Below are 23,836 nucleotides of genomic sequence, written 5' to 3'. Positions count from 1 at the left end.
AATGAGAATCATACGCATCGGCAAAAACGGTGTAAATGCATCGGCCTGTCCGAACGCGCAAATCAGCATTATGCGGTATATAACGTGTTCAGCCCTGCTAAAGAGGGTTCTGACATCGCATTAATCAATCGACTGAAGATGCTGCTGCAGAAAGGCGACAAACGCAGAAATCCGTGCCGGAAGCTGACGCTGCGCCTGCCAGACAGCAAAAATATCGCCATCCGGTGCCTGCCAGTCGGGTAATACCGGCAGCAGTTCGCCCGACGCCAGGCTGTGCTGCGCATCCCACCAGGAACGCAGCAGGATGCCATGCCCGTCCATCGCCAGGCGCATCGCCACTTCGCCATCGTTTGTAATCAGGCTACCACGCACTTTTTGCGTGAGGCTCTGGTCGCCGCAGGTCAGCCGCCACAGGGTAAAATCGCTGTCGTGCTGGCGCAGTAAAATGCAGTTGTGCTGCGCAAGATCGCGCACGGTGGCGGGCAGACCGTGCCGGGCAGCATAGGCGGGCGAGCAGCAGAGAATGCGCGGATTGGTTCGTAGCCTGCGCGCCACCAGCCGTGAATCGGGCGGTTCGCCGACGCGGATATCAATATCCATATTCGCATCCGGAAAATTAAGTGACTGACTGCTGAGCTGCAGCGACAGCGAAAGCTGCGGATGCAGTGCGGCAAAAGCCGATACGCAGGGCGCGATATGGCGACGGCCAAAGCCGAATGAGGCGTTGATGTTCAGTGTGCCCCGTAGCTGAGCAGTTTCCCCGCTGACGGCTTCCTCCAGCGCCGCCAGCTGATCCAGCAGTGGCCGGGCGCCCGCCAGATAACGGTGGCCTTCCGCCGTCAGCTCAAGCCGTCGCGTGGTGCGGCGCAGCAGCTGCACGCCGAGGCGCTGTTCCAGCTGGCTCAGACGTTTGCTGACCGCCGCCAGCGACAGGCCCAGTTCGTGCGCCGCCGCCGTCAGGCTATCCAGCGCGGCCAGCCGGACAAAGAAGGCTAAGTCATCTGTCGAGGTGCGGGATTCTCTACTTTTATTCAACACTGGGTTGCGTTCCAGACTCATTATCTTCCCGGAACCGACAGTTATACTGCGTACACAATTCGAACATCAACCGGAAAGGTGCCCTGTGACTGACAAAATACACCGTATTGCCGTAATCCCTGGCGACGGCATCGGCAAAGAGGTGATGCCGGAAGGCGTCCGCGTGATGAATGCAGCAGCAGAAAAATTTAATATCCCTCTGCGCTGGGAGTGGTTCGATTATGCCAGCGCCGACTACTGGCAGCAGCACGGCAAAATGCTGCCTGACGACTGGTTTCCGCAGCTGAAAGCCTTCGATGCGATCTATTTTGGCGCCGTCGGCTGGCCTGAGGTAGTGCCCGATCATGTGTCGCTATGGGGTTCGCTGCTGCAGTTCCGGCGTGAGTTCGATCAGTATGTCAATCTGCGCCCCGTGCGGCTGATGCCTGGCGTGAAAGCGCCGCTGGCGAACCGCCAGCCCGGCGATATCGACTTCTACGTGGTGCGTGAAAATACCGAAGGCGAATACTCCAGCGTGGGCGGGACAATGTTCCCCGGCACCGACCGTGAAGTGGTTATTCAGGAGACGGTAATGACGCGCACCGGTGTCGACCGCATTCTGAAGTTTGCTTATGAGCTGGCGCAGAGCCGGCCGAAGAAACACCTGACCTCCGCCACCAAGTCCAACGGCATCGCAATCACCATGCCTTACTGGGACAGCCGCGTTGAGGCGATGACCAGCCAGTTTCCGGCGGTGCGCGTCGATAAATATCATATCGATATTCTCACCGCCAACTTCGTGCTGCATCCGGACTGGTTTGATGTGGTGGTCGCCAGCAACCTGTTTGGCGATATCCTCTCCGACCTCGGCCCGGCCTGCACCGGCACTATTGGTATCGCGCCTTCCGCCAACATCAACCCGGAAGGGCTGTTCCCCAGCCTGTTTGAGCCGGTGCACGGCTCGGCGCCCGATATCGCCGGAAAAGGGATTGCTAATCCTGTCGGGCAGATCTGGTGCGGGGCGATGATGCTGGAACACCTTGGTTACAAAGCGGCTGGCGATGCCGTGCTGAACGCGATTGAACGCACGCTGGGAGCGGGTCAGCATCTCACGCGCGATCTCGGCGGCAGCGCCACCACGGAAGAGCTGGGAGCCGCCATCGCCGCCGCGCTGTAAATCACGCCGGTAACTGCACCACCGAATCAGGATGCCAGCCCGCCGGTAACGGCGCGGGCCTGTGGATCGTCAGGTGGTGCAGTTGCAGATTCTCCACGCCACGCGCGAACAGGCCAGGCAACCCGCCGGGATAGGGTTCCACGCCAAAGGCTTCGCCGGTATCCGGATCCAGTTTATAGGCGTTGTCCAGCCCCATACCGGTCGGGGCATCCGGATTACAGGGCGGACGAATGTCATACTGTCCCTGGGCCATCGTTGACACCGTCTGCCGCATCTGAAGCTGGCTGATCGCCACATCGCGTATCCAGCCCGGTTCTGCCGCATGCAGATTAATTGCCCCTTCCGCCACGCCGGTCATGTTACTGAACTGCACCAGTTCGACGATGCCGGGCCGGATTGCCGGATCGCGGCTGCGAACGGAAATATGCAGCGGATCGGCTTTGCCCCAGTGACAGGGCGGCGCATGGTGACAGGCAAAGGTCAGATTGCTGAACAGCAGACGCCGCATCGCCCCGCCGTCGCGCGACAGAATGCCGATGCCACGGTTGGAATCGAACAGCGTGCAGCCGGTCACCGTGACATCTTCGATATCGTCCCAGGTCTCCGTGCCGATTTTAAACGCGCAGCTGTAGCTGCGCAGCAGGCAGTTGGTGATCATAATCTGCCGGGCCGCACGCCGCAGCGCCGTGGGTTTGCAGGTGGTTTTAATGCAGATCGCGTCATCGGCGGCACTGAAGTAGCTGTTACTGACAAACACCGCTTCACAGCTGTCGATATCCAGCGCATCGGTGTTGGGCATCGTCATGCTGTTGTCGATCGTGAGATGGTCGATATGCACATGGCGACAGCTCACCAGATGCACCGTCCACATCGGCGCCTGCACGATGGTAAAAGCCTTTAGCGTCACCTGTTCGCAATCTTCAAACACGATCATTCGGGGCCGATCAACGCGCGGCAGGCGGTAGCCCTGCTCATCACGCTCAGCGGCAAACCAGGCTTCACCCTCGCCATCAATGCGCCCGCTGCCGCTGATGGTGATATTGCGCTGGCCCAGCGCATAGAGCAGCACGTTGTGAGACTTCTCCGCACAGCTCAGCGTCTGCACGGCCTGATAGTCCGTCAGCCGGTGACTGGCGATCAGCTCCGCGCCCGCTTCCAGGTGCAGCTCAAAATCAGAGGGCAGCGTCAGGCAGCCGGTGCGATAGCGTCCGGCGGGCAGGGTCAGACGCCCGCCACCCGCTGCGGCAATCTGATCCAGCGCGCGTTGCAGCACCCCGGTGTCGGCGGTTTCGCCATCGGCGACCGGATGAAAATCAGCAAGGGAAAGGTGCATCATGCGTCTCCCGCAGGTTGATAAGGAGGAATGACAGCATGCTGCGGCGCGGCAAACCTTCGTCTGGCCGCCAGTGCGCCGTTTTGTGCGGGCTGTCACAGATTACTTCACGGCACCTTCGGTGACGCCGCTGATAAACTTGCGCTGGAAAATCAGGAACACCACGATCAGTGGCATAATCACAATCATTGCACCGGCCATCAGCACCGGAATGTCGATGGTGTTTTTATTCTGGAAAAACATCATGCCAATCGGCAGCGTGCGCAGCTCATCTTTGTTGACCAGAATCAGCGGGATCAGGAACTCGTTCCAGGTCCAGATAAACAGCAGCAGCCCCAGTGTCGACAGGGTCGGCCAGATGGCCGGCACCAGGATGCCCCACAGGATTTTTACCCGCGACGCGCCATCCATCACCGCCGCTTCTACCAGCTCTTTGGGCACCTGCTGAAATGCACTGGCGATCATCAGCGTGGTAAAGGGCAGCGACAGCGCAATCTGCGGCAGGATCAGCGCCAGATAGGTGTTGGTGAGCCCCATCCAGCGCAATTCGTGATAGAGCGGAATGATAAAGGCTTCACTTGGCAGCACCATGCCCAGCGCCAGCATGGCGGCAATCACTTTTTTCCCCGGAATCTTCAGCCAGGCAAAGCCAAATCCGGCCAGGATCCCCAGCAGCACGCTGAACAGCACCACCGGAATCACCACCAGCACCGAGTTAAGAAAGTAAACGTTGAAATGTCCCTGCTGCCAGGCGGTCAGATAGTTTTTAAAATTCAGCGAGGCGGGCAGCGTGAAAACCCCCTGAAACAGCTCCATCTGGGTTTTGAACGAGGTCATCAGCGCCATCAGAAACGGCAGAATCGTCATCAGCGCCACAATCCAGATCAGCGCGCGTGAAATGACCGGCGTGCTTCGCATCAGTAACGCTCCTTTAAGGCCAGATGGATCAGATAGTTAATGCCTAAAACAATGACCATGCTGAACACCGCCACCGACGAGGCGTAGCCAAAGTAGTGCAGGTCAAAACCCTGCTTATACATAAAGATGTTGGTCACCATGGTCGAGGTGCCCGGCCCGCCCTGCGTCATCACATAGACCAGGTCAAAGGCTTTCAGGCTGGCGATCACCGTCAGCAGCAGCGCAATCCGCAGTTCAGGCCGCAGGCCGGGCAGCGTAATCCGCATAAACTTCTGGCGACGCGATGAGCCATCCAGGTCGGCGGCTTCCAGCAGCGAGGGATCCATGCGCTGCAGGCCCGCCATAAACAGCACCAGGCAGAAGCCAAAGAAGTACCAGGTGGCGACCAGCCCCACGGCGGGCAGCGCCCAGGTAAAATCCCCCAGCCAGGAGAGCGCCAGCTGCGGCAGTCCTATCGCGCGAAGGATCTGATCGATCGGCCCGAAGGCCGGGTTGTAGAGCCAGCGCCACACCACGCCCAGCACCGCCATTGGCATGATGTAGGGCAGGAAAAAGAGAATGCGCAGCACGCTGCGTTCGCTGTTGTTGCGCGTTTCATACAGAAAGCTGCAGAGCAGCAGGCCGACGCCAATCGGCAGCAGGGTGTAAAACAGCATCAGGATGGCGTTGTTCCCCAGCGCAATCCAGAACACCGGGTCGCTGAACATCCGCAGATAGTTGCTGACGCCGCTGAACACCGGCAGCGAGGTACCATCCCATTCGGTGAAACTGATGCCCAGCGATGCCAGCAGCGGGAACAGCAGAAACACCGCATACACCAGCACCGCAGGCAGAACATAGAGAAAATTACGCCAGCCGCTTAAATTCAACATAACCTTACCCGTGGTTCGGAACGATGCTCAGGCCCGGCCGGTCGCCGGGCCTCCGGCTTAATGTTTCAGAGTTTTCAGGTAACGCTGGTAGTTATTATCAAAGTTGACCACCATCTGATCGGCGGTCTGACGGCCCGCCAGCAGCAGCTGGACATTCTGGTTCAGTTCGGCGTTCATGGTCGGCGTCGCCCAGTCGACGTAGTGGCCCAGACCGTCATAATCATTGAGCGTCAGCCAGACCTGATAGGCTTCCGCCAGCAGCGGATTATCCGCTGGCATTTTAGCCGCTTTGTTGGTGCTGGCCGGCAGGAAGCCCACCTTCAGCCAGCGATCCGCCATCGCATCGGAAACCATATAGTTGATGAACTTCGCCGCGCCATCCTGCTGATCCTTGCCTTTGGCGGTGCTGGTGATGGAGAACGCCAGATCGGTTCCGCCCACCATCAGCGGTTGTTTCACGCCTTCCCCGGCAGGCATCGCGGCAAAGTGTATATCTTTGTTGTCTTTAAACTGGCCGAGATACCAGGTGCCGCTGACCAAAAAGGCCGCCTGGCCGTTCTGGAACAGGGTCGCTGCATCGTCATGGCCGATGCCCTGGAAGCCCGGGAAGAAGTAGCCTTTGTCGGTCCAGCTCTTCATCATGGTGGCGGCATTCACCAGCTTGCTGTCTTTAAATGTCCCGCCCACATCGTAAATCAGGTTGTCCAGCGTCTTGCGGTCGTGGCTTTCAATCTGCGCCTGCCACAGCGTACTGAGCAGCTGCTGGCCCATGTTGCCATCCAGCAGACCCAGCATCATCGGGGCGGTGCCCTGCTGTTTCAGCTTCGCCATGGCGCTCTCCAGCTCAGCCAGCGTTTTCGGCACCGCAATGCCCGCCTTGTCCAGCACCGCTTTGTTGTAATAGAGCCCCACCATTTCACCCAGGCTGGCGATGCCGTAGAGCTTACCGCTGCCAAACTCGCCGCTGTCTGACCAGCGGTTACGCTTCAGGATCGAGTCCGGGAAGCGGGTGGTCCAGCCGTTGCTGGCGGCATAACTGTCGAGCGGCAGCAGCAGCTTATCTTTCACCAGAGAGCCCATATCGCCACCGCCCTGATTCACCTGGGCGATCTGTGGGCCATCCCCGGCAGTCAGCGCCAGCTTGAGCGGAATACGGGTATCTTCAAAGGAGTGGACCGAGCGGTTAATCACGATGCCGGGATTCTGCTGCGAAAATTCCTTGATCCCTTCATCCACCGCGGCCGTCTGCTGCGGGTAGTTGTAGATATCCCACTCATTCAGAGTGACGGCGGCGTGGGCCACATGCGAGACGCTGCCCGCCAGCAGGCTTGCAGCCAGCAGCCGACCTGCATTGCGAATTCGGAACGAACGAACGGAGGAAACAGACATTATGCTCACCTTCTTCAGACCAGGATCGGCATCCTTGCATCTCACCGCCTGACATCCTGCAGGCTGCAGCCGCACACAAACGCACTCACTCATACTTACTTTAATGAAAAAATAAAGTCAAACAGCCTGCAGGGGGAATTGCAACGCTGTGAGCACGCGCAAATAAACAACAAAAAAGCGGAAAATTCAGCATGCTGCACTGCGTCTGCGTTCATCATCTGGCGCGGCGTCCCGCCTGCCTGCGGTTATCCGGCAGAAGATGCCTGAGCGATAATCGCAAAATAAAGCTCTGATAAAACATACGAAAATCCTATCACGCTCACACTTTCCCCCTTTCCGGCCCTGTGCATTCCCGGCCAGCCGCTCTTTATCGGGCGTGCTGACGATCACAGTTGTGGATCCTGACACCGGTAAATATTGCCGAATCGACCAGGTTAGTGCGATAAGGTAATTATTCTATCTTGAAAACTAAGTCTGCTTTCATTAACGTAACTTTCATCTGCGAAGCGGTTCACGCTCTGCCCGGTTCACTCACTCACGAGAATTCACCATGGCGAATCAAGGTGTCATCCGTCCGGCCACACCGGCGGACTTTCCGGCGCTCTACCGCATCTGCCTGGAGACAGCCGATGCGGGCGGCGATGCCCGTGCGCTCTACTCCGATCCTGATTACCCCGGCCAGCGGTTTGCCGTGCCCTACGCGCGATTTGCGCCGGACTTTGCCTTTGTGCTGGAGCGGCAAGACGAGGTGCAGGGTTACGTGGTCGCAGTACCTGATACCCGCGCGTTTGAAGCGCGGCTGGCGGCCGAATGGTGGCCTGAGCTGCAGGCGAAATATCGCGACCGCCACGCCAGTGCCCCGCTCGACAGCAAAATTCTCGACGCCATCCGCCATCCCGACCAGGCCGCAGAAAATCTGGTCACGCAGTGGCCTGCGCATCTGCATATCAACCTGCTGCCTGCGGTTCAGAAAGGGGGCTGGGGCCGACGGATGATTGAGCATGAGCTGGCGGCTCTGCGTGCTGCCGGCGTGACCGGCGTTCATCTGGGGGTCAGCCTGCAGAATGAGCAGGTCTGTGCCTTTTATCAGCGCATGGGATTTACTCCAATCCTGCGCAGCAATGCCATCTACATGGGCCAGTTACTCTGAGTGAGGTAGCCGATGACCAGCCTGCGCCTGCAGAATGTGAAGAAATCCTATGAACATGTGAATGTCATTCATGGCATCGATCTGACGATAAACAGCGGTGAATTTGTGGTGTTTGTCGGGCCATCCGGCTGCGGCAAATCCACGCTGCTGCGGATGATCGCCGGGCTGGAGGAGATCAGCAGCGGTCAGTTACTGATTGATGAACAGGATATGACGCAGCAGCCCGCCACTGAACGCGGCATCGCCATGGTGTTTCAGTCTTATGCGCTCTACCCCAACATGACGGTGCGCGGGAACCTGGCTTATCCGCTGGAGGTCATGAAAAAGTCGAAAGCTGAAATCAGCCAGGCGATTGCACAGACAGCCGACCGCCTGCACCTCACTGAACTGCTTGACCGCCTGCCGCGTGCGCTGTCCGGCGGACAGCGACAGCGTGTAGCCATTGGCCGGGCGATTATCCGTCATCCCCGGATTTTCCTGTTCGATGAGCCGCTCTCTAACCTGGATGCTGAGCTGCGTCTGCAGATGCGGATTGAGATCGCCCGCCTGCACGCCTCACTCGGCAACACCATGATTTATGTGACTCACGATCAGCTGGAGGCGATGACGCTGGCTGACCGGATTGTGGTACTGCGTCAGGGTCGCATTGAGCAGGCTGGCGCCCCGCTGACGCTCTATCACGACCCGGATAACCTGTTTGTCGCCGGTTTTATTGGCTCGCCAAAAATGAACTTTCTGCGGGCAGAAATCAGCGCGATGGGCGCGGGTAAGGTACAGCTGCGGGTGCCGGAACTGAAGATAGAGGCGCTGACCCTGAATATCGCCGCCAGCTGCCGCGAGGGGCAGACCGTGACGCTGGGCATTCGTCCTGAGCACTTTCAGCCTGCTGCACGGACGCCAGACGCTGTGCACTTCCGTGGTGAGCTGGCCTATGGCGAGATGCTGGGCCACACCAACTACCTCTATCTGGATATCGGGCGTGAACAGATGCTGGTGGTGGAGGAGCGCGAGGCGACACCGCGCGATCTGGGCACCCAGGTTGAACTGGGTTTTTCCGCTGCGCACTGCCTGCTGTTTGATGAGCAGGGAATGCGCCTGCGCTAGGGAAGGCGCAGAAACAAAAAACGGGCGCCGCGGCGCCCGTTCTTCTATTGAGGACCTTACTCAGGTGACGGGCTCTTCATCAGCCTGCGCCGCCAGCAGATCCAGCAGCCGGTTAACGGCAAAGCCTGCCGCGCCCAGCGCCCACATCCGGTTCGATTCTGTCAGGAACTGCAATGGCGTCATGTGCGGCGTCAGTTTCAGCCGGTAGGCCTGAAAACTCTGGGTGATGTGGTCGAGCAGGATGCGCGACGCCATGTGCGGCTCCATCGCCAGATACACCACATCCGGATCGTAGGCCACCGACAGGTTCGCCAGCGAAATCCCCAGTTCGCGACCGGCCTCTTCCAGCACCGCCAGCACCTCGGGTGTGGGCCGCTGATCCAGCGCCTGTAGCGTGATGCCCTCATCCGGCTCCGGCTCCGCAAGCCGTTGCAGAATGGCGCGTGACGAGGCGACATCCTCCAGCAGCCGCAGCGAACCGTCCGCCACCCGCCCGTTGCCAATCTCCCCCGCCTTGCCGTGACGTCCGCGGTAGAGCTGACGGTTAAGAATAATCCCTGCCCCGATCCCTTTGCCGTAGGTGGCGATCACCGCCGACTGGGCGTTGCCGAGCTGACCAAAGACCATCGCCGCCATCGCCATCGCGTTGGCATCATTTTCAATAAATACCGGCAGAGAGAAGCGATCTTCCAGCAGCTGCGCAATCGGCACGTTGTCCCAGTCGAGCACCTTAGAGCGGATGCAGTAGCCATTTTCGGCGTCGACCAGACCTGACAGGGCAAGGCCGATCGCACCGACCCGCTTCTCCTCCACACCGCGCAGGAACTTTGCCAGCGCATCGCCGAGCTGACGCGGCGTCAGCGTGCCTTTTGGCATCTGCTGCTCGCCCAGCAGGTTGCCGCTGAGGTCGGTCATCACGATCAGATTACGTTCGGCATTGAGCTGAATGCCAATCACGCTGGCGCGGTCAGGATTGAGTCCCAGCAGGGTTTTTGGCCGCCCCATCGACACGCGACGCAGCCCCAGCTCCTGCACAATCTCCTGCGCCAGCAGGCGATTGGTTGCCTGTGAGACGGTTGACATGCTCAGTCCGCTGCGAACTTTCAGATCTGACTGGCTGATTGGCGCATTTTCAACAATCAACCGCAGTATGCGCGCGGTTACGTTGGGAGCGGTCATAAATTCCTCGGGTTAGCGGGCTGAAAGTGGAGAGCCTGCTTCAGCTCGGTAATCGGACAGGCGTCAGCTGCCGGGCCAGGATCAGCGCGCCACTCAGGGCATCGCTCTGCGGGGTCACCAGCCGCGACTGAGTCGCCTCATCCAGCCAGGGCTGGATCGGAGTAGCGATTCCGCCCATCAGAGCCACCGGTCCGCTGCTCAGGGCGGTCAGACGGCGGACCATCAGGCCGATATCGGCGGCGGTCTGCCGCAGCAGATCCTGTGCGTGACGATCGCCCGCGTCGGCTGCCGCAAAGATCTGCGGCACCACGCGGGCCCAGTCCGCGGGCGTCGCTGAGCGGGTCCAGAGCAGCATGGTTTCCGGGCTGTCGCTAAACTGCGCCATCAACTGACGGGTGAGTGGACCCGGCGGAATAATCGCCTCATGCGCCAGCAGCGCCAGGCGCAGCGCACGACGACCCAGTTCCGCGCCCGACCCCTGATCCGACAGGGCAAAACCCCAGCCGCCAAGCAACGTAAAGCGTTCGCCATCCCACGCGGCACCCTGACTGCCGGTGCCGATGATAAAGACGGCACCGGGCGCGCCCGTGTGAGCGCCCGCACAGGCGATCTCCACATCGCTGACTACCTGCAACGCCGCACAGGCGGGCTGCCAGCTGGCAAGCCGTGCCTGCACCGAGGCGACATTAGCACCAGCTAAGCCGGCAACCAGCGCGGTCTGCGCCAGCGCCTCTGCGTTTAATCCCGCCTGTAAGAAAACGAGGTCGATCAGCTGATCGACGCTGGTCAGCGCCGCGTCATAGGCTGACCAGACGTTGGCTGGGCCGCCTGTGGCTTCAGCCAGCAGACGTCCCTGCAGATCGGTTAACCGCGCGCGACACTGTGTACCGCCGCCATCAATGCCAAGAAGATAGTGTGGTTGCACGCGATTCCTTCCCTGAGTAAGGGTTATAGCCATAATGAGCGAACGATAGGATAAAAAAACTTAAATCGCAATCACAAATAAATATGGCAAAAAGATATTGGCTGTTTTTCCTTACTTTACATAATCATAACAAAAAACCCTTTCGCAAAACGCGCAGCATGTTGTTGACATTAGTTTTTCTGTCGTAATAAGTTGATGGTCAGATTATCAACAGCCACGCCGCTTATGGCGGGCCAGGTATCCTCCGATTTCAGAAGCAGGGGTTTAACATGAAAGTAGGCATTATCGGTCTCGGCTTTCGTCTGTCCCACGTGATCAAAGAGTTCAGCAAAGCCGACGACACCTTCTCCGTTGTGGGCTATTACGATCCGGCCCCCGCCGGACTGCCTAATCTGCACAGTTTTGGTATCGCACCGGGTCAGGCCTTTGACTCCATCGATGCCCTGCTGGAACAGGGGGGAATGGATGTGGTGCTGGTGGGCTCACCCAACTTTCTGCATCTGGAGCATGTCGGTCAGGCGCTGGCGGCCGGTTATACGGTCTTTACCGAAAAGCCGGTGGTAATCAATGAAGAGCAGACCATGGCGATGGCGAAGCTGGTGCGCGAGTATGGCGAGGCGCGTATCCTGGTCGGTCTGGTGCTGCGCTATTCACCGCTTTATCACGATTTGCTGGCAGCGCGCGACGCCGGGCAACTGGGCGAGATCACCTCTATTGAGGCGACAGAGCACATTAAGCCTTATCACGGTGCTTTCTTCCAGCGCGACTGGCGACGGCTGGAGAAGTATGCCGGCCCCTATATTCTGGAGAAGTGCTGCCACGACATCGATCTTTATCAGGGCCTGCTGCAGCAGCGCCCGAGCCGCGTCGCCAGCTTCGGTGGCCGTAAATCCTTTACACCCGCTCATGCTCCGCAGGGCGCTGTCACGCCTGATTCCGCCCTCTATCATGAGAAACCCAGCGGCTGGTCCAGTACTGATGCGGTGTTCGACAGCGATGCCGATATTGTGGATTACCAGACCGCCCTGATCGAATACGAAGGTGGCGCGACGCTCGCCTTCCACGCCAACCTGAACGTGCCGGATGAGTTCCGCCGTTTCTGCGTGATAGGCACCGATGGCATGGCGGAAGGCGACTTCGTTCGCAACTACTTCCGCGTACACAATGCCCGCAGTGGCGCAAAAGAGGTCGATACCGCCTACAGCGGCAACGCCTATGATGGCCATTACGGGGCGGATGCGCTGATGGCCGCAGAAATTGTTAAACATATTAAACAGGGAACACCGCTGAAGGTTTCAGTGGTGGACGCGCTGGAAGCAGGCCTCACTGCCATCAAAATTGATGAAGCCCGCAAAACCCGCAGCGTAGTGGATATGCGTGAAAGCTGGCAGACATTTGACGCCAACCTGGGAAAAACCGGGGCCTGATGGCCTCCCGCCTGTGGGTCAGACTCCCCCTCTGACCCCGGCATGAACTGGCAGTATCACTGGCTCTCTGCTCAACTGGCCTCCGGGCCAGTTACTTTTATGCTGCACGCCCCGTAACCCGCGTCGTATGTATCCCTGCCAGCCCCCTGCGTCTGCCCTGCTAAACCTTTTCCGCCTCATTCTCCAGCGTCTGACGCCGCCGCAGATGCGGAAACAGCCTCATCCAGAGCGCCACCACAATCAGTGTTCCGATGCCGCCCAGCGCCGCCGCCGGGGCCGCCCCCATCCAGGCCGCCAGCAGACCTGATTCGAACTCACCCAGCTGATTCGACGTATTGATAAAGATGGCGTTAACCGCATTGACCCGTCCGCGCATCGCATCCGGCGTATCCAGCTGCACCAGCGCCCCCCGGATCACCATACTCACCATATCAAAACCGCCCAGCGCACAGAGCGCCAGCAGCGATAACCACAACTGTGTGGAGAGCGCAAATACCAGCGTGGCAAGACCAAATCCCGCCACCGATCCGAACATGATCATCCCGACATGCTTTTCCAGTTTGTGGCGGCTCAGCCAGATGCCGACCAGCAACGCGCCCACCGATGGCGCGCCGCGTAACATCCCCAGCCCCCAGGGTCCGGTATGCAGTATATCTTTGGCAAAAATCGGCAGCAGCGCCGTTGCGCCACCCAGCAACACGGCAAACAGGTCGAGTGAAATGACTCCAAGCACATCTTTGCGCTCGCGAATGAAATGAATCCCGGCGAACAGGTTCTTCATATTCATCGGCAGGCGACTCTGCGCCGGCCGCTGGTAACGCAACAGACTTACCAGAATCAGCGAGATCAGATAAAACAGCCCGGATACGCCATAGACCACCTGGGGGCCGGCGACATAGAGCAAACCGCCAATCGTCGGCCCGACAATAACCGCTGCCTGACCGCCTACGGAATTCATCGCCATCGCGCGCGTCAGAATCGAAGGCGGCACCAGCGACGGCAGCATCGAAGACATCGCAGGCCACTCCAGCGCCTTTGCCACCGCAATCATAAAGACCAGTCCCCATAGCGCGGTCCTGTCAGCAGTCTGGAATAAAGTAAGCAACACTAATGCCAGCAGGGCAGCAAATTCCACCAGTTGTCCCAGCAGGACAATGCGCCGCCGGTCATACTGGTCAGCCAGATGGCCTGCAGGCAGTGCCAGCAACACGGACGGCAGAAACTGCATTAAACCAATCATCCCCAGTGCCATCGCACTGTTGGTCAGCGCATAGATCTGCCAGCTAATCGCGACCGAGAACATCTGGAATCCAAAGGAGGAACAGGTTCGCGCTGTCCAGAAAGCGACAAATGTCCGATGTCGCCACAGCGATTCTTCCGTTGCCAGTGTCATAAATTTCATCTCTCATTCCAGATTCAGGTAAGGAAAGCCGCCTTTTCGCGGGGTGTTATCGGCGTGGTGAATGAGGGGGTTAATCTCAGACGCACGGCAGCCAGCGGTCTGCCCTGACGGCCTGCGCCTTCTGCGCCTCCGTTCCCGAAGCAGACCGTTCAGTCCGCCACTGATTATTATCAGCCTACTGATCCCGAATCTTGAATATATTCCAGCACATCATCAGATGCCAAAGGAATTATCGTTGCCCGATTAATGATTGATTCAGATTTTCACGCAATAAAGAGGTGATTTGGATTAACGAGTTGATCTATATTTATTCACGCGCTTAAAAAAGTGCGACTTTTTATAAGATTGATTATCAACACTTTCTTTTTTATTGCATTGCATAGAGATAATGAAAAACAGTTTATATAACCCTTATGTTACTGAACCTATTCACCATGTTAAACGCAATGTCACCGGCATTTGCTATAGCGTGCCTTATCTTCAGCCAAACCAGGAAAGCCGCAATATACTTAATACAAACAACATTATTTCACTGCACAATCAACTTGCCACTGAAGCAGCCTTAATGATTATTCCGGTCGAAGATTTTCGGCTACGGGGTATTATTGCTGTGCCAGAGGCCTGGTCGCATTTACAGAATGGGCGCGTCCGTATAGGCATTAATTATTCCAGCTTAGCCGCACACAGTGCGTCACTGCTTGAATTAACAGATAAATTTGATTTCTGGCTTTATGATTTCGCGCCGCCGGGCGCTGACTGGCGACTACTGGAATCCTTTCCTTTTTCAGGGATTGTTTTAACCGAAGCGTTCTTCAAAGACAATTATGAAAAATTTACCTTTCCCTTTTTTATGGCGACATTCCGGGATAAAGGGGCAGAGGTTATTGTGCGGAGTCAGACTCCCCCATTAACGGCTGAGCAGTTTGCTGAGATAAATATCAGTGGCTGGCAACAGCAACGTTCGGATGGCGATCTTATTAGCTGCTGATTCACAAATCCTGCCTTCCGGCGTTAAGGGCACACGGCGGTGCGCTTAACGTCCTTCCATCCCCCATAAAATGTCGTATTACTTCATTTGTTAAGCGCTTTGAGCTAAAAAAATCAAACCTCGATCTGATTTTGCTATAACATTTAACACAAACGGATCAGTTGTCTTAACGGAAGAGAGACTTAAGAACACCTTTAATCATTTGTACTTGATAACTGGAAACAGCCTATCTGGTTGTTTTCGCGTGTTTTATGGCAACAAAACGAGGTCGATATTATGGGGACAAACTCCTCATCTTTTGGCGTAGTTCGTTTCCTGACCGTACTGTTCGCAGTGCTGACAGGCGCGTTTATGCTGATTGGCGGTGGCTGGTTAGCCGCCATTGGTGGTTCCTGGTATTACGTTTTCGGCGGTGTGGTTATGCTTATCACCGCTTATCTGCTTTCCCGTCGTAAAAGTACCGCGCTGGTTCTCTATGCGCTGCTGCTGATCGGGACCCTGATCTGGGGTGTCTGGGAAGTGGGAACTGATTTCTGGGCACTGGCACCGCGCACCGACGTGCTGGTGATCTTCGGTGTCTGGCTTATTCTGCCGTTTGTTTACCGCAGCTTTAACGCTGGCAGCAAAGCCGCGCTGGGGACCATGGCCGTCGCGCTGATTGCCAGCGCCCTTGTCCTGGCCTATGCCGTCTTCAACGATCCACAGGTCATCAACGGTTCCGTGCCGGAAACGGCCGATAATGCCCCGCAGGCTACGCCACTGAGCACTATTCCGGATGCTGACTGGCCCGCTTATGCGCGTGACCAGCAGGGAACCCGTTTCTCTCCGCTGAAGCAGATTAATCACGAGAATGTGAAAGAGTTGCAGGTTGCCTGGCAGTTCCAGACCGGCGACCTGAAAACCCCTAACGATCCGGGTGAAATCACCGACGAAGTGACGCCGATTAAAATCCGCGACACACTCTACCTCTGTTCGCCACACCAGATCCTGTTTGCACTGGATGCAGCAACGGGTAAACAGAAGTGGAAATTCGATCCCGGCATGAAGGTTAACCCTACCTTCCAGCACGTGACCTGCCGTGGTGTCTCTTATCACGAAGTGCCGGCTGCCGCTGATGCTGCAAACAGTCAGCCTGCGCTCTGCTCACGTCGTATTTACCTGCCTGTCAACGATGGCCGTCTGTTCGCGCTGGATGCAGAAACCGGCGAACGCTGCCCGGCATTCGGCATCAATGGCGAGCTGGATCTGCAGCACAAACAGCCTGTGACCACCGCAGGTATGTATGAGCCGACCTCACCGCCGGTGATCACCAACACCACTATCGTGATGGCGGGTGCAGTTACCGATAACTACTCAACCCGCGAGCCGTCAGGCGTCATCCGTGGCTTTGACGTAAACACCGGTAAACTGCTGTGGGTGTTTGATCCAGGCGCGAAAGATCCCAACGCGATTCCGGCGGATGAACACACCTTCACCATGAACTCACCTAACTCATGGGCACCGGCGGTTTACGATCCAAAACTGGATACCGTTTATCTGCCAATGGGTGTGACCACACCGGATATCTGGGGCGGTAATCGCACACCAGAGCAGGAGCGTTACGCCAGCAGCGTGCTGGCACTGAACGCCACCACCGGTAAGCTGGTCTGGTCTTATCAGACCGTGCATCATGACCTGTGGGATATGGACCTGCCGTCGCAGCCGACCCTGGCCGATATCACAGACAAAGATGGCAATACCGTGCCGGTGGTTTATGCACCTGCGAAAACCGGTAACATCTTCGTGCTGGACCGTCGTACCGGTAAGCCTGTCGTTCCTGCGCCAGAAACGCCAGTGCCACAGGGTGCAGCGAAAGGCGATCACGTTGCCGCTACTCAGCCCTACTCTGAGCTGACCTTCCGTCCGAAACAGAATCTGACGGACAAGGACATGTGGGGCGCGACGATGTTTGACCAGCTGGTGTGCCGCGTGATCTTCAAGCGCCTGCGCTATGAAGGTCCGTTCACCCCACCCTCTGAGCAGGGCACCCTGGTCTTCCCGGGTAACCTCGGTATGTTCGAATGGGGCGGCATCGCTGTCGATCCTAACCGTCAGATCGCGATTGCTAACCCGATGGCGCTGCCGTTTGTCTCTAAACTGGTGCCACGCGGTCCGGGCAACCCGATTGAGCCGCCGAAAGGCGCTGAAGGCGGTTCAGGTACCGAAACCGGTATCCAGCCGCAGTATGGCGTACCTTATGGCGTCGAGCTGAATCCGTTCCTGTCACCGTTTGGTCTGCCATGTAAACAGCCTTCGTGGGGTTACATCTCTGCGGTGGATCTGAAGACCAATGACGTGGTGTGGAAACAGCGTATCGGTACCGTTCGCGACAGCGCACCGGTTCCGCTGCCGTTTAAAATGGGTATGCCAATGCTGGGTGGTCCTATCACCACCGCAGGCAAGGTCTTCTTCATTGGCGCAACCGCAGATAACTACCTGCGTGCGTTCAGCACCGATACCGGCGAACTGTTATGGCAGGCACGTCTGCCAGCAGGCGGCCAGGCGACACCGATGACCTATGAAGCGAATGGCAAGCAGTACGTTGTTATCGCAGCAGGCGGTCATGGTTCGTTCGGGACCAAGCTGGGCGACTATGTGATTGCCTACGCCCTGCCAGACCAGAAGTAATTCACGTAACAGTGAACAAACTCAGGCGGACTCCGGTCCGCCTTTTTTGATCGCGCTAGTGACGCATTGCGCGCCAGTTGAGCCAGCTACAAAACAGCATCACCGCGCAGGTGGCCAGAAACACCGGCCGCATCCCGAATGCGCCCCCCACCAGCCCGCCGAACAGCGGCCCGCTCACCTGACCGATATACTGCGCCGATGTTGAATAGCCCAGCATCCGTCCGACCTGCGAACCCGGCACATTGTGGCGGATGATCGCCGTGATGCAGGGCATCAGCCCGCCCAGCGCCATCCCCATCAGAAAACGCAGCAGCACCAGTTGCCAGGCCGCAGTAATAAACGCCTGTGGAATCAGCAGCAGTCCGCTCACCAGCAGCCCGCCGGTCAGCACCCGCCAGTGCCCCACCCGATCGGCCAGCCGTCCCAGCCGGGGAGCCGCCAGGACCGTACCCAGTGCCGCCGCAGACATCACCAGCCCGGCGGTGAGCGTGATCTGATGATCCCCCTGCACGAATTCCCCCACATAAAGTGTAATGATCGGCTCAATCGACATACTGGCGAAGATCAGCAACATGCCGGAGAGCCACATCAGCCGGACCAGGCGACGATTCACCGGCAGCGCATCGGGCAAGGCTGGCTGACTGGCGCGCGCTGGCGCAGCAGACCGTGGCTGCTCTTTGAGTAAAAAGGCGGTGGCGAGGAAGGCCAGAAAAATGACTGCGCCGGTCAGCCAGAATGTCTGACGGATACCGATCAGTGGCGGCAATACACCGCCCAGCAGCGGCCCGGCCACATTACCGGCCATAATGCCGGAGGCGAGCATCCCCAGCGCCCAGCCGGTATGTGCTTTTGGCGTCTGTGCCGCGACCAGGATGGTGGATCCTGAGGCGTAGCCACCCAGTAACCCTGCCAGCAGGCGCAGCGCCACCAGCTGCCATGGCGCCGTCGCCATGCCGATCAGCGACATAGCCATCGCCATGCCGAGACTGGCCCGGATCAGCATCAGCTTGCGACCATAACGATCGGCCAGCCTGCCCCACAACGGCGCAGTCAGGGCCGCGCTGAAAAAGGTTGCTCCGTAGGCAAGACCGGACCAGCGGGCGATGGCGGCGGGCTGCTCTACCCCCAGTTGCTGCACATAGAGCGGCAGAAAGGGCAGCAGCAGCGTCATGGCTACGATGGTGGTAAATGAGCCGGCGATGCAGACCGCTAAGTTACGTCGCCAGTGCTGAAATTCGTCCATATCGGGTGACTGTTGCATAGTAATGTCCGTTGAATGATCAGGGAGACAGGCTAACCAGGCGCAACGGATAACAACAGTCATGACGCGATAGTTACTCCATGGCGCTGATTGTTGTCAGCAGGCAACAATCAGCGCGGATTCAGCGCCGCAACCAGCGTATCGCACAGCAGGGTGACCGGCGATGCCGGTTCATAAGCGTCGTGCAGCAGCAGATAGCTCTGCAGCCGATCCATCTGCCACTCCGGCAGCAGTTGCTGTATCTCCCCACGTGTGACCGCCTCCTGCGCCATGTAGGAAGGCAGATAGGCGATACCGCTGCCCGCCAGCGCCGCATTCAGCAGCGCCATACTGTTGTTGGCGCGAAACCGGCTACGCACATCCAGCGCCAGCCGCTGCTTGTCGCGGCGGAACGGCAACGCGGCGGTGTGCGCCGGGCCATGAAACAGCAGCAGGTCGTGACGCGGCAGCATCTCCGGATGCGTGATGGTGGGTCGCTGTGACAGGTATGCAGGGGCGGCATAGAGTCCCCACTCGATCTCACTCAGCACCCGAAAATGGCCCTGCTGCGGCGATCGGGATCGGATCACAATCGCCAGATCGGTCTGATCGTCGAGCCGATCATGATTGCGATCGGTCAGATCGAGGTCGACGTTAATATGCAGATGGCGGTGCAGAAAGCGATTCAGCACCGGAACCACGCACTGACAGCCGAACGTAACAGGTGCCTGCAGCCGGAGATGACCCGCAGGCTGCTGATGCAGCTGCTGGACAAACGTCTCGGCGCGCTGCACTTCGGCCAGCATCCGTACGCAGTAGGGATAGTACGCCTGACCCAGCTCGGTCAGCGCCAGTCGACGGGTCGTGCGCTGCAGCAGCCGGATACCGAGGCGCAGCTCCAGTCGGGCAATCTCCCGGCTGACATGGGATTTTGACCAGCCCAGCGCACGGGCCGCTTCACTGAAACTCTGTAATTCCACAACACGCGCAAAGACCAGCATGGCGGTTAAATTCGCGCCGTTTTCCATGTTTCCTGACTCCAGGCAGAAAGAGAGGCTGGCAACACGCTAACACGTCCGGATGTGTCACGGCGGATCAAAGGTAAAAAATGGCAGGACGACGAGGCGGAGAAACAATGGCGCGTGGGCCGGCCTTCCCGTCTGCAAGGGGTGACGGCAAGGCCTGAGTGCGCTTCAACTGGCCATCGCCAGGGGAAACAGCAGCCGGTCTGGCTCGACGCGACGCTGACGGCGCAACTGACCCGGCGTCATCATAAAGTAATTTTTAAAGGTACGGGTGTAGGCCTGTTGCGTATCAAAGCCGTAGTTCATCGCCACCTGCAGTATCGCTTCATTGCTGCTCAGCAGCGTGAGCGCAGACTCCGTCAGACGGCGCTGACGGATATATTCGGCCAGTGAAAAACCGGTATGCTGCCGAAACAGGCGTTGCAGATGCCAGCGCGAATAGCCTGAGCGGCGCGCCACCTCATCAAGATGCAGATCGTGTCCTAAGTTATTCTCAATCCAGTCCAGCAGACTCCGAATAAACTCGCGCTGATTCATGGTTCCTCCCGTTGATGCTGATGTGCAGTGGAACCACTCTACCCGCTTAAATTTATCCCTTAATTAGCGGAAAATTAGCGCAGAATTAGCAACAAGGGCATTGGCGGCGGGCAGGCGGGACGGATGACGGGCGGCAGAGTGGCAGGACCTGCAGAGACAGCTAATCAGGATTCCTCCGTGCGGCGGCCGCACAAGCTATGACGGCAGATAATTCTGACCTAACAATTGATGAGTACACTCTTTCTCATCTTTGCAGAGGAGATCAGCCATGCGCGTGTTACTGGTTGAAGATGATGAAATGATCGGCGCGAACCTTCAGCAGGCGCTGGAGGGCGCGGGCTGGTCGGTGGACTGGGTGCGCGATGGCGTCTATGCCCAGAATGCGTGGAGCGAAGGGGGCTACAGCTGTGTGCTGCTGGATCTCGGCTTACCCCGCGATGATGGCCTGCAGGTGTTGCGCCGGGCGCGCGGGCGCGGCGATGCGACGCCGGTACTGATCCTGACCGCCCGCGACACGGTGGCGCAGCGCATACAGGGGCTGGACAGCGGCGCTGACGACTACCTGCTCAAACCCTTCGATTTACAGGAAGTCATGGCCCGGATGCGCGCCATCACCCGACGCAGCCACGGCGCAGCGGACTCGGTGCTGGGCAGCGGCGATGTCCAGCTGGATATGATGACCCGCGAAGTGCTCTACAAAGGCCAGCGCGAACAGCTCACCGCGCGGGAGTATGCGCTGCTTTACGCACTGCTGGAACGGCCGGGCGCAATTCTGTCGCGTGAGCAGCTGGAAAATCGTATCTACGGCTGGGGCGATGAAGTCAGCAGCAATGCCGTGGATGTGCTGATTCACGGTATGCGGCGCAAGCTTGATAACGATGTGATCCGCAACGTGCGTGGGCTGGGCTGGCGGGTGCCGGCAATATGAAACCCTTCACGTTTATGCGCTCACTGCGCAATAAATTACTCTCTACGCTGCTGATTATTCATCTGCTGATGATCGGCGGCGTAACCTGGTATTTCTTCAGCTGCTACGGCGATATGGTCGGCACCATGAAGGACGATCAGCTGGCAAAAATCGCCGATGCCTGGTCCACCAATAAACAGATGCCCGCCCTGATGCCGATGCTTATCGCGCCGGATAAGGCGAAAAGCGCCTTCGTGGTCCAGCTCTGGGACGATCAGGGCCAGTTACGGGCCAGCTCATGGCCGGAACTGACGGCGCCGCTGCAAAACCAGCGCGGCTATCGTGATGTCTATGTGGGACACTGCGGCGACTGTGAATGGCGCATCTATACCCGGCCGGGCATGCCTGGCAGTGAAATCAGGACCATTCAGGTCATGCACAATCTCAGCTACATGAAGGCCTCAATGGTCAAGCGGGCGCTGTCGGCGATCGTCCCGATGATCCTGATGATGCCGCTTTCGCTGCTGGTGATCTGGCTGGTAGTCAGAAAGATCACCCGGGATCTGCAGGTCGCGTCGCGGCAGATTGCGGCCCAGGAAACGCATCATCCGCATATCGTCTCACCGGAAGGGTTACCGGATGAGATCCTGCCGCTGGTGGCGGCTTATAACTCGCTGCTGAGCAAGCTGCGTGAGGCCTGGTCATCCCAGCGTCAGTTCCTGGAGGATGCCGCCCATGAGCTGCGCACACCCGTCACGGCTGTGACGCTGCAGCTGGAAAACCTGCGCCAGCATATTCAGCCCGGTGAAGCGAGCCGTCAGTTCAGCCAGCTGGAAGCGGGCGTCACGCGCACCCGTCATCTGGTTACGCAGTTGCTCAACGTCTCGCGCCAGGATGACCAGAGTGTGGTCGCCAGCGTTGAGCATATTGAACTGGAAGATCTGCTGAAAGAGAGCATTGAGCAGCTGATGGTGGTGGCAGATAAACGCGGCATCGATATCGGCTTTAACGGCACCACGCAGTACCGCCTGCAGGCCAGCCGCTCTGAACTGCGTAGCCTGTTCGACAACCTGATTGGTAACGCTATGCTGCACACGCCGGAAGGCAGTCTGGTGGATGTTCTGCTGCATCGGGTTGCGGGCAGGACGGTGGTCGATATTGTTGATAACGGCACGGGCATGCCGGACGCTTTCATCGACCGCGCATTTGATCGTTTTACCCGTTCGCCCGACGCCAAAGCGCAGGGCAGCGGCCTCGGATTATCGATCGTGCGCAACGTCGCACAGAAATATCAGATGCAGGTCGCCCTTTCCAACTGCCTGACGCCACAGGGCACCGTTTGTGGTTTGCAGGTTCGCGTTACCCTTCCCTGATCCCGCCCGTTTGATCACGAACCAGACAACGTAAACGGTTGCCTGGTTCCGTTCGATCCTGGTCATTATTGTGAAGCAAATCACAATTTCGCTGAATTGTAATGCAACACTTTTTGACAAACGTGAGCAAAATCTATTTTCTATCGGACTGTTACAGGCACGCTACGCGGGCTGAAAACGGGCTGTTTTTACTGAACCTCTCATTCCCTTTCAGGGGACCGATATCTCTCTGACTGCCTCTGCTGGGCGGCGGTCAAAAGCATGTGGCTGATGATAATGAAATATAAAACGTTGATAGCAGGTGCCGCGCTGGCATGTTCACTGACCGGTGCTGCGCAGGCCGCAGAAAGCGATCCGCAGTATGTTTCAGACTGGTGGCATCAGAGCGTTAACGTGGTAGGCAGTTACCACACCCGCTTCGGACCGCAGTTCAATAACGACGTTTATCTGGAATATGAAGCGTTTGCGAAGAAAGAGTGGTTCGATTTTTACGGCTACCTCGACGTGCCTAACTTCTTTGGCGTGGGCAACAGCAACGCCAACGGCGTGTTCGACCACGGCTCACCGATGTTCATGGAAATCGAGCCGCGCTTCTCTATCGATAAGCTGACCGGCACCAGTCTGGCTTTTGGCCCGTTCAAAGAGTGGTACTTCGCCAACAACTACATCTACGATATGGGCCGTAACAGCGACAATCGCCAGAATACCTGGTATATGGGTCTGGGCACCGATATTGATACGCACAGCGATGTTGGCCTGTCGCTGAACGTTTACGCAAAATACCAGTGGGAAAACTACGGTGCGGCCAACGAAAACAGCTGGGATGGCTATCGCTTCAAGGTGAAATATTTCGTACCACTCACCACGCTGTGGGGCGGTAACCTGGGCTATGTCGGCTTCACCAACTTCGACTGGGGCTCTGACCTGAACGAAAAAGGTGGGGCATCACGCACCAGCAACTCCATCGCCTCCAGCCACATTCTGTCACTGGGTTACGATCACTGGCATATCTCTGCGGTGGCGCGTTATTTCCACAACGGCGGCCAGTGGGCAGATGGTCAGGAGCTGAACTTTGGCAAAGGTCCATTTGAAGTAAAATCAACCGGCTGGGGTTACTACCTGGTAGCGGGTTACAACTTCTGATAACAACAGGCGGCGCAACGTGCCGCCTGTTGTGCTGCCGCGCTGGCAGGACATTACCCTTCC

At 58.0% G+C, this 23,836-nt stretch carries 20 protein-coding genes; 9 read left to right on the top strand and 11 right to left on the bottom strand.

Annotated features, from left to right (window positions below; all coding sequences use genetic code 11):
- Positions 1-120: 120 nt before the first annotated feature.
- Positions 121-1,059: a LysR family transcriptional regulator gene (locus RT657_RS04680; protein ID WP_313652820.1), complete on the bottom strand. Its 939-nt coding sequence runs from the start codon at positions 1,057-1,059 to the stop codon at positions 121-123.
- A 64-nt stretch (positions 1,060-1,123) separates the two neighbouring features.
- Between RT657_RS04680 and RT657_RS04675 the strand changes: the two genes are divergently transcribed.
- The gene (locus RT657_RS04675; RefSeq protein WP_313652819.1) at positions 1,124-2,194 is read left to right on the top strand and encodes a tartrate dehydrogenase; all 1,071 of its coding nucleotides are present in this window, start codon (positions 1,124-1,126) and stop codon (positions 2,192-2,194) included.
- A gap of 1 nt (position 2,195) precedes the next feature.
- Here the strand turns inward: RT657_RS04675 and RT657_RS04670 are convergent, their stop codons facing one another.
- The 4 genes from RT657_RS04670 to RT657_RS04655 form a co-directional block, all read right to left on the bottom strand.
- Positions 2,196-3,527: a glycosyl hydrolase family 28 protein gene (locus tag RT657_RS04670; RefSeq protein ID WP_313653196.1), complete on the bottom strand. Its 1,332-nt coding sequence runs from the start codon at positions 3,525-3,527 to the stop codon at positions 2,196-2,198.
- A gap of 102 nt (positions 3,528-3,629) precedes the next feature.
- A complete protein-coding gene (locus RT657_RS04665; protein WP_313652818.1) occupies positions 3,630-4,445 on the bottom strand; it encodes a carbohydrate ABC transporter permease in 816 nt (271 codons plus the stop codon).
- Entirely contained in the window at positions 4,445-5,317 is an 873-nt protein-coding gene (locus RT657_RS04660) for a sugar ABC transporter permease (protein ID WP_313652817.1), read from the bottom strand. Before RT657_RS04660 ends, RT657_RS04665 begins: the two co-directional genes overlap by 1 nt.
- 57 nt (positions 5,318-5,374) lie before the next feature.
- On the bottom strand, positions 5,375-6,706 hold the full coding sequence (locus RT657_RS04655) for an extracellular solute-binding protein (RefSeq protein ID WP_313652816.1): 1,332 nt from the start codon (positions 6,704-6,706) through the stop codon (positions 5,375-5,377).
- Between the two features lie 550 nt (positions 6,707-7,256).
- Here RT657_RS04655 and RT657_RS04650 point away from each other — a divergent pair.
- Together RT657_RS04650 and RT657_RS04645 are read left to right on the top strand one after the other, a co-directional pair.
- Positions 7,257-7,856, top strand: a complete 600-nt coding sequence (locus RT657_RS04650) for a GNAT family N-acetyltransferase (protein ID WP_313652815.1) — start codon at positions 7,257-7,259, stop codon at positions 7,854-7,856.
- 12 nt (positions 7,857-7,868) lie between these two features.
- On the top strand, positions 7,869-8,960 hold the full coding sequence (locus RT657_RS04645) for an ABC transporter ATP-binding protein (protein ID WP_313652814.1): 1,092 nt from the start codon (positions 7,869-7,871) through the stop codon (positions 8,958-8,960).
- Positions 8,961-9,020: 60 nt separating this feature from the next.
- Here the strand turns inward: RT657_RS04645 and RT657_RS04640 are convergent, their stop codons facing one another.
- Positions 9,021-10,139, bottom strand: a complete 1,119-nt coding sequence (locus tag RT657_RS04640; RefSeq protein ID WP_313652812.1) for an ROK family transcriptional regulator — start codon at positions 10,137-10,139, stop codon at positions 9,021-9,023.
- Between the two features lie 40 nt (positions 10,140-10,179).
- Entirely contained in the window at positions 10,180-11,064 is an 885-nt protein-coding gene (locus RT657_RS04635; protein WP_313652811.1) for a BadF/BadG/BcrA/BcrD ATPase family protein, read from the bottom strand.
- Positions 11,065-11,333: 269 nt separating this feature from the next.
- Here RT657_RS04635 and RT657_RS04630 point away from each other — a divergent pair, with 269 nt between their 5' ends.
- The gene (locus RT657_RS04630) at positions 11,334-12,491 is read left to right on the top strand and encodes a Gfo/Idh/MocA family oxidoreductase (RefSeq protein WP_313652810.1); all 1,158 of its coding nucleotides are present in this window, start codon (positions 11,334-11,336) and stop codon (positions 12,489-12,491) included.
- A 160-nt stretch (positions 12,492-12,651) separates the two neighbouring features.
- On the opposite strand, the gene RT657_RS04625 is transcribed toward RT657_RS04630, so the two are convergent.
- Positions 12,652-13,893 carry an MFS transporter gene (locus RT657_RS04625; RefSeq protein ID WP_313652809.1) on the bottom strand — a complete coding sequence of 414 codons (1,242 nt, stop codon included), beginning with the start codon at positions 13,891-13,893 and terminating at the stop codon, positions 12,652-12,654.
- A gap of 388 nt (positions 13,894-14,281) precedes the next feature.
- Here RT657_RS04625 and RT657_RS04620 point away from each other — a divergent pair, with 388 nt between their 5' ends.
- A complete protein-coding gene (locus tag RT657_RS04620; protein WP_313652807.1) occupies positions 14,282-14,881 on the top strand; it encodes a hypothetical protein in 600 nt (199 codons plus the stop codon).
- A 276-nt stretch (positions 14,882-15,157) separates the two neighbouring features.
- On the top strand, positions 15,158-17,548 hold the full coding sequence (locus RT657_RS04615) for a glucose/quinate/shikimate family membrane-bound PQQ-dependent dehydrogenase (RefSeq protein WP_313652806.1): 2,391 nt from the start codon (positions 15,158-15,160) through the stop codon (positions 17,546-17,548).
- 55 nt (positions 17,549-17,603) lie between these two features.
- On the opposite strand, the gene RT657_RS04610 is transcribed toward RT657_RS04615, so the two are convergent.
- The 3 genes from RT657_RS04610 to RT657_RS04600 all read right to left on the bottom strand — a co-directional run bounded on the left by RT657_RS04610 (position 17,604) and on the right by RT657_RS04600 (position 20,350).
- On the bottom strand, positions 17,604-18,809 hold the full coding sequence (locus tag RT657_RS04610; RefSeq protein WP_313652805.1) for an MFS transporter: 1,206 nt from the start codon (positions 18,807-18,809) through the stop codon (positions 17,604-17,606).
- A gap of 110 nt (positions 18,810-18,919) precedes the next feature.
- Positions 18,920-19,816 (bottom strand): LysR family transcriptional regulator, encoded by an 897-nt coding sequence (locus tag RT657_RS04605; protein ID WP_313652804.1) that lies wholly within the window; start codon positions 19,814-19,816, stop codon positions 18,920-18,922.
- 165 nt (positions 19,817-19,981) lie between these two features.
- Positions 19,982-20,350, bottom strand: a complete 369-nt coding sequence (locus RT657_RS04600; RefSeq protein ID WP_003855685.1) for a helix-turn-helix domain-containing protein — start codon at positions 20,348-20,350, stop codon at positions 19,982-19,984.
- Between the two features lie 268 nt (positions 20,351-20,618).
- On the opposite strand from RT657_RS04600, the gene RT657_RS04595 reads away from it, so the two are divergent.
- The 3 genes from RT657_RS04595 (at position 20,619) to RT657_RS04585 (ending at position 23,773) form a co-directional block, all read left to right on the top strand.
- Positions 20,619-21,278: a response regulator gene (locus tag RT657_RS04595; RefSeq protein ID WP_111141873.1), complete on the top strand. Its 660-nt coding sequence runs from the start codon at positions 20,619-20,621 to the stop codon at positions 21,276-21,278.
- On the top strand, positions 21,275-22,630 hold the full coding sequence (locus tag RT657_RS04590) for a sensor histidine kinase (protein WP_313652803.1): 1,356 nt from the start codon (positions 21,275-21,277) through the stop codon (positions 22,628-22,630). Before RT657_RS04595 ends, RT657_RS04590 begins: the two co-directional genes overlap by 4 nt.
- Before the next feature lie 276 nt (positions 22,631-22,906).
- Positions 22,907-23,773, top strand: coding sequence for a nucleoside-specific channel-forming protein Tsx (locus RT657_RS04585; RefSeq protein ID WP_313652801.1), 867 nt, complete (start codon positions 22,907-22,909; stop codon positions 23,771-23,773).
- Positions 23,774-23,836: the final 63 nt, after the last annotated feature.

Source organism: Pantoea sp. (assembly GCF_032114055.1).
GTDB lineage: Bacteria > Pseudomonadota > Gammaproteobacteria > Enterobacterales > Enterobacteriaceae > Pantoea.
The sequence above is the reverse complement of the archived record's forward strand: the minus strand, read 5'-3'. Positions and strand labels throughout refer to the sequence as shown.

Coding starts and splice junctions, on each gene's coding strand:
- RT657_RS04595 (WP_111141873.1), top strand. CDS start 20,619: ATGCGCGTGTTACTGGTTGAAGATGATGAAATGATCGGCGCGAACCTT.
- RT657_RS04650 (WP_313652815.1), top strand. CDS start 7,257: ATGGCGAATCAAGGTGTCATCCGTCCGGCCACACCGGCGGACTTTCCG.
- RT657_RS04620 (WP_313652807.1), top strand. CDS start 14,282: ATGAAAAACAGTTTATATAACCCTTATGTTACTGAACCTATTCACCAT.
- RT657_RS04670 (WP_313653196.1), bottom strand. CDS start 3,527: ATGCACCTTTCCCTTGCTGATTTTCATCCGGTCGCCGATGGCGAAACC.
- RT657_RS04665 (WP_313652818.1), bottom strand. CDS start 4,445: ATGCGAAGCACGCCGGTCATTTCACGCGCGCTGATCTGGATTGTGGCG.
- RT657_RS04610 (WP_313652805.1), bottom strand. CDS start 18,809: ATGCAACAGTCACCCGATATGGACGAATTTCAGCACTGGCGACGTAAC.
- RT657_RS04645 (WP_313652814.1), top strand. CDS start 7,869: ATGACCAGCCTGCGCCTGCAGAATGTGAAGAAATCCTATGAACATGTG.
- RT657_RS04605 (WP_313652804.1), bottom strand. CDS start 19,816: ATGGAAAACGGCGCGAATTTAACCGCCATGCTGGTCTTTGCGCGTGTT.
- RT657_RS04615 (WP_313652806.1), top strand. CDS start 15,158: ATGGGGACAAACTCCTCATCTTTTGGCGTAGTTCGTTTCCTGACCGTA.
- RT657_RS04630 (WP_313652810.1), top strand. CDS start 11,334: ATGAAAGTAGGCATTATCGGTCTCGGCTTTCGTCTGTCCCACGTGATC.
- RT657_RS04680 (WP_313652820.1), bottom strand. CDS start 1,059: ATGAGTCTGGAACGCAACCCAGTGTTGAATAAAAGTAGAGAATCCCGC.
- RT657_RS04585 (WP_313652801.1), top strand. CDS start 22,907: ATGAAATATAAAACGTTGATAGCAGGTGCCGCGCTGGCATGTTCACTG.
- RT657_RS04655 (WP_313652816.1), bottom strand. CDS start 6,706: ATGTCTGTTTCCTCCGTTCGTTCGTTCCGAATTCGCAATGCAGGTCGG.
- RT657_RS04600 (WP_003855685.1), bottom strand. CDS start 20,350: ATGAATCAGCGCGAGTTTATTCGGAGTCTGCTGGACTGGATTGAGAAT.
- RT657_RS04660 (WP_313652817.1), bottom strand. CDS start 5,317: ATGTTGAATTTAAGCGGCTGGCGTAATTTTCTCTATGTTCTGCCTGCG.
- RT657_RS04590 (WP_313652803.1), top strand. CDS start 21,275: ATGAAACCCTTCACGTTTATGCGCTCACTGCGCAATAAATTACTCTCT.
- RT657_RS04640 (WP_313652812.1), bottom strand. CDS start 10,139: ATGACCGCTCCCAACGTAACCGCGCGCATACTGCGGTTGATTGTTGAA.
- RT657_RS04625 (WP_313652809.1), bottom strand. CDS start 13,893: ATGAAATTTATGACACTGGCAACGGAAGAATCGCTGTGGCGACATCGG.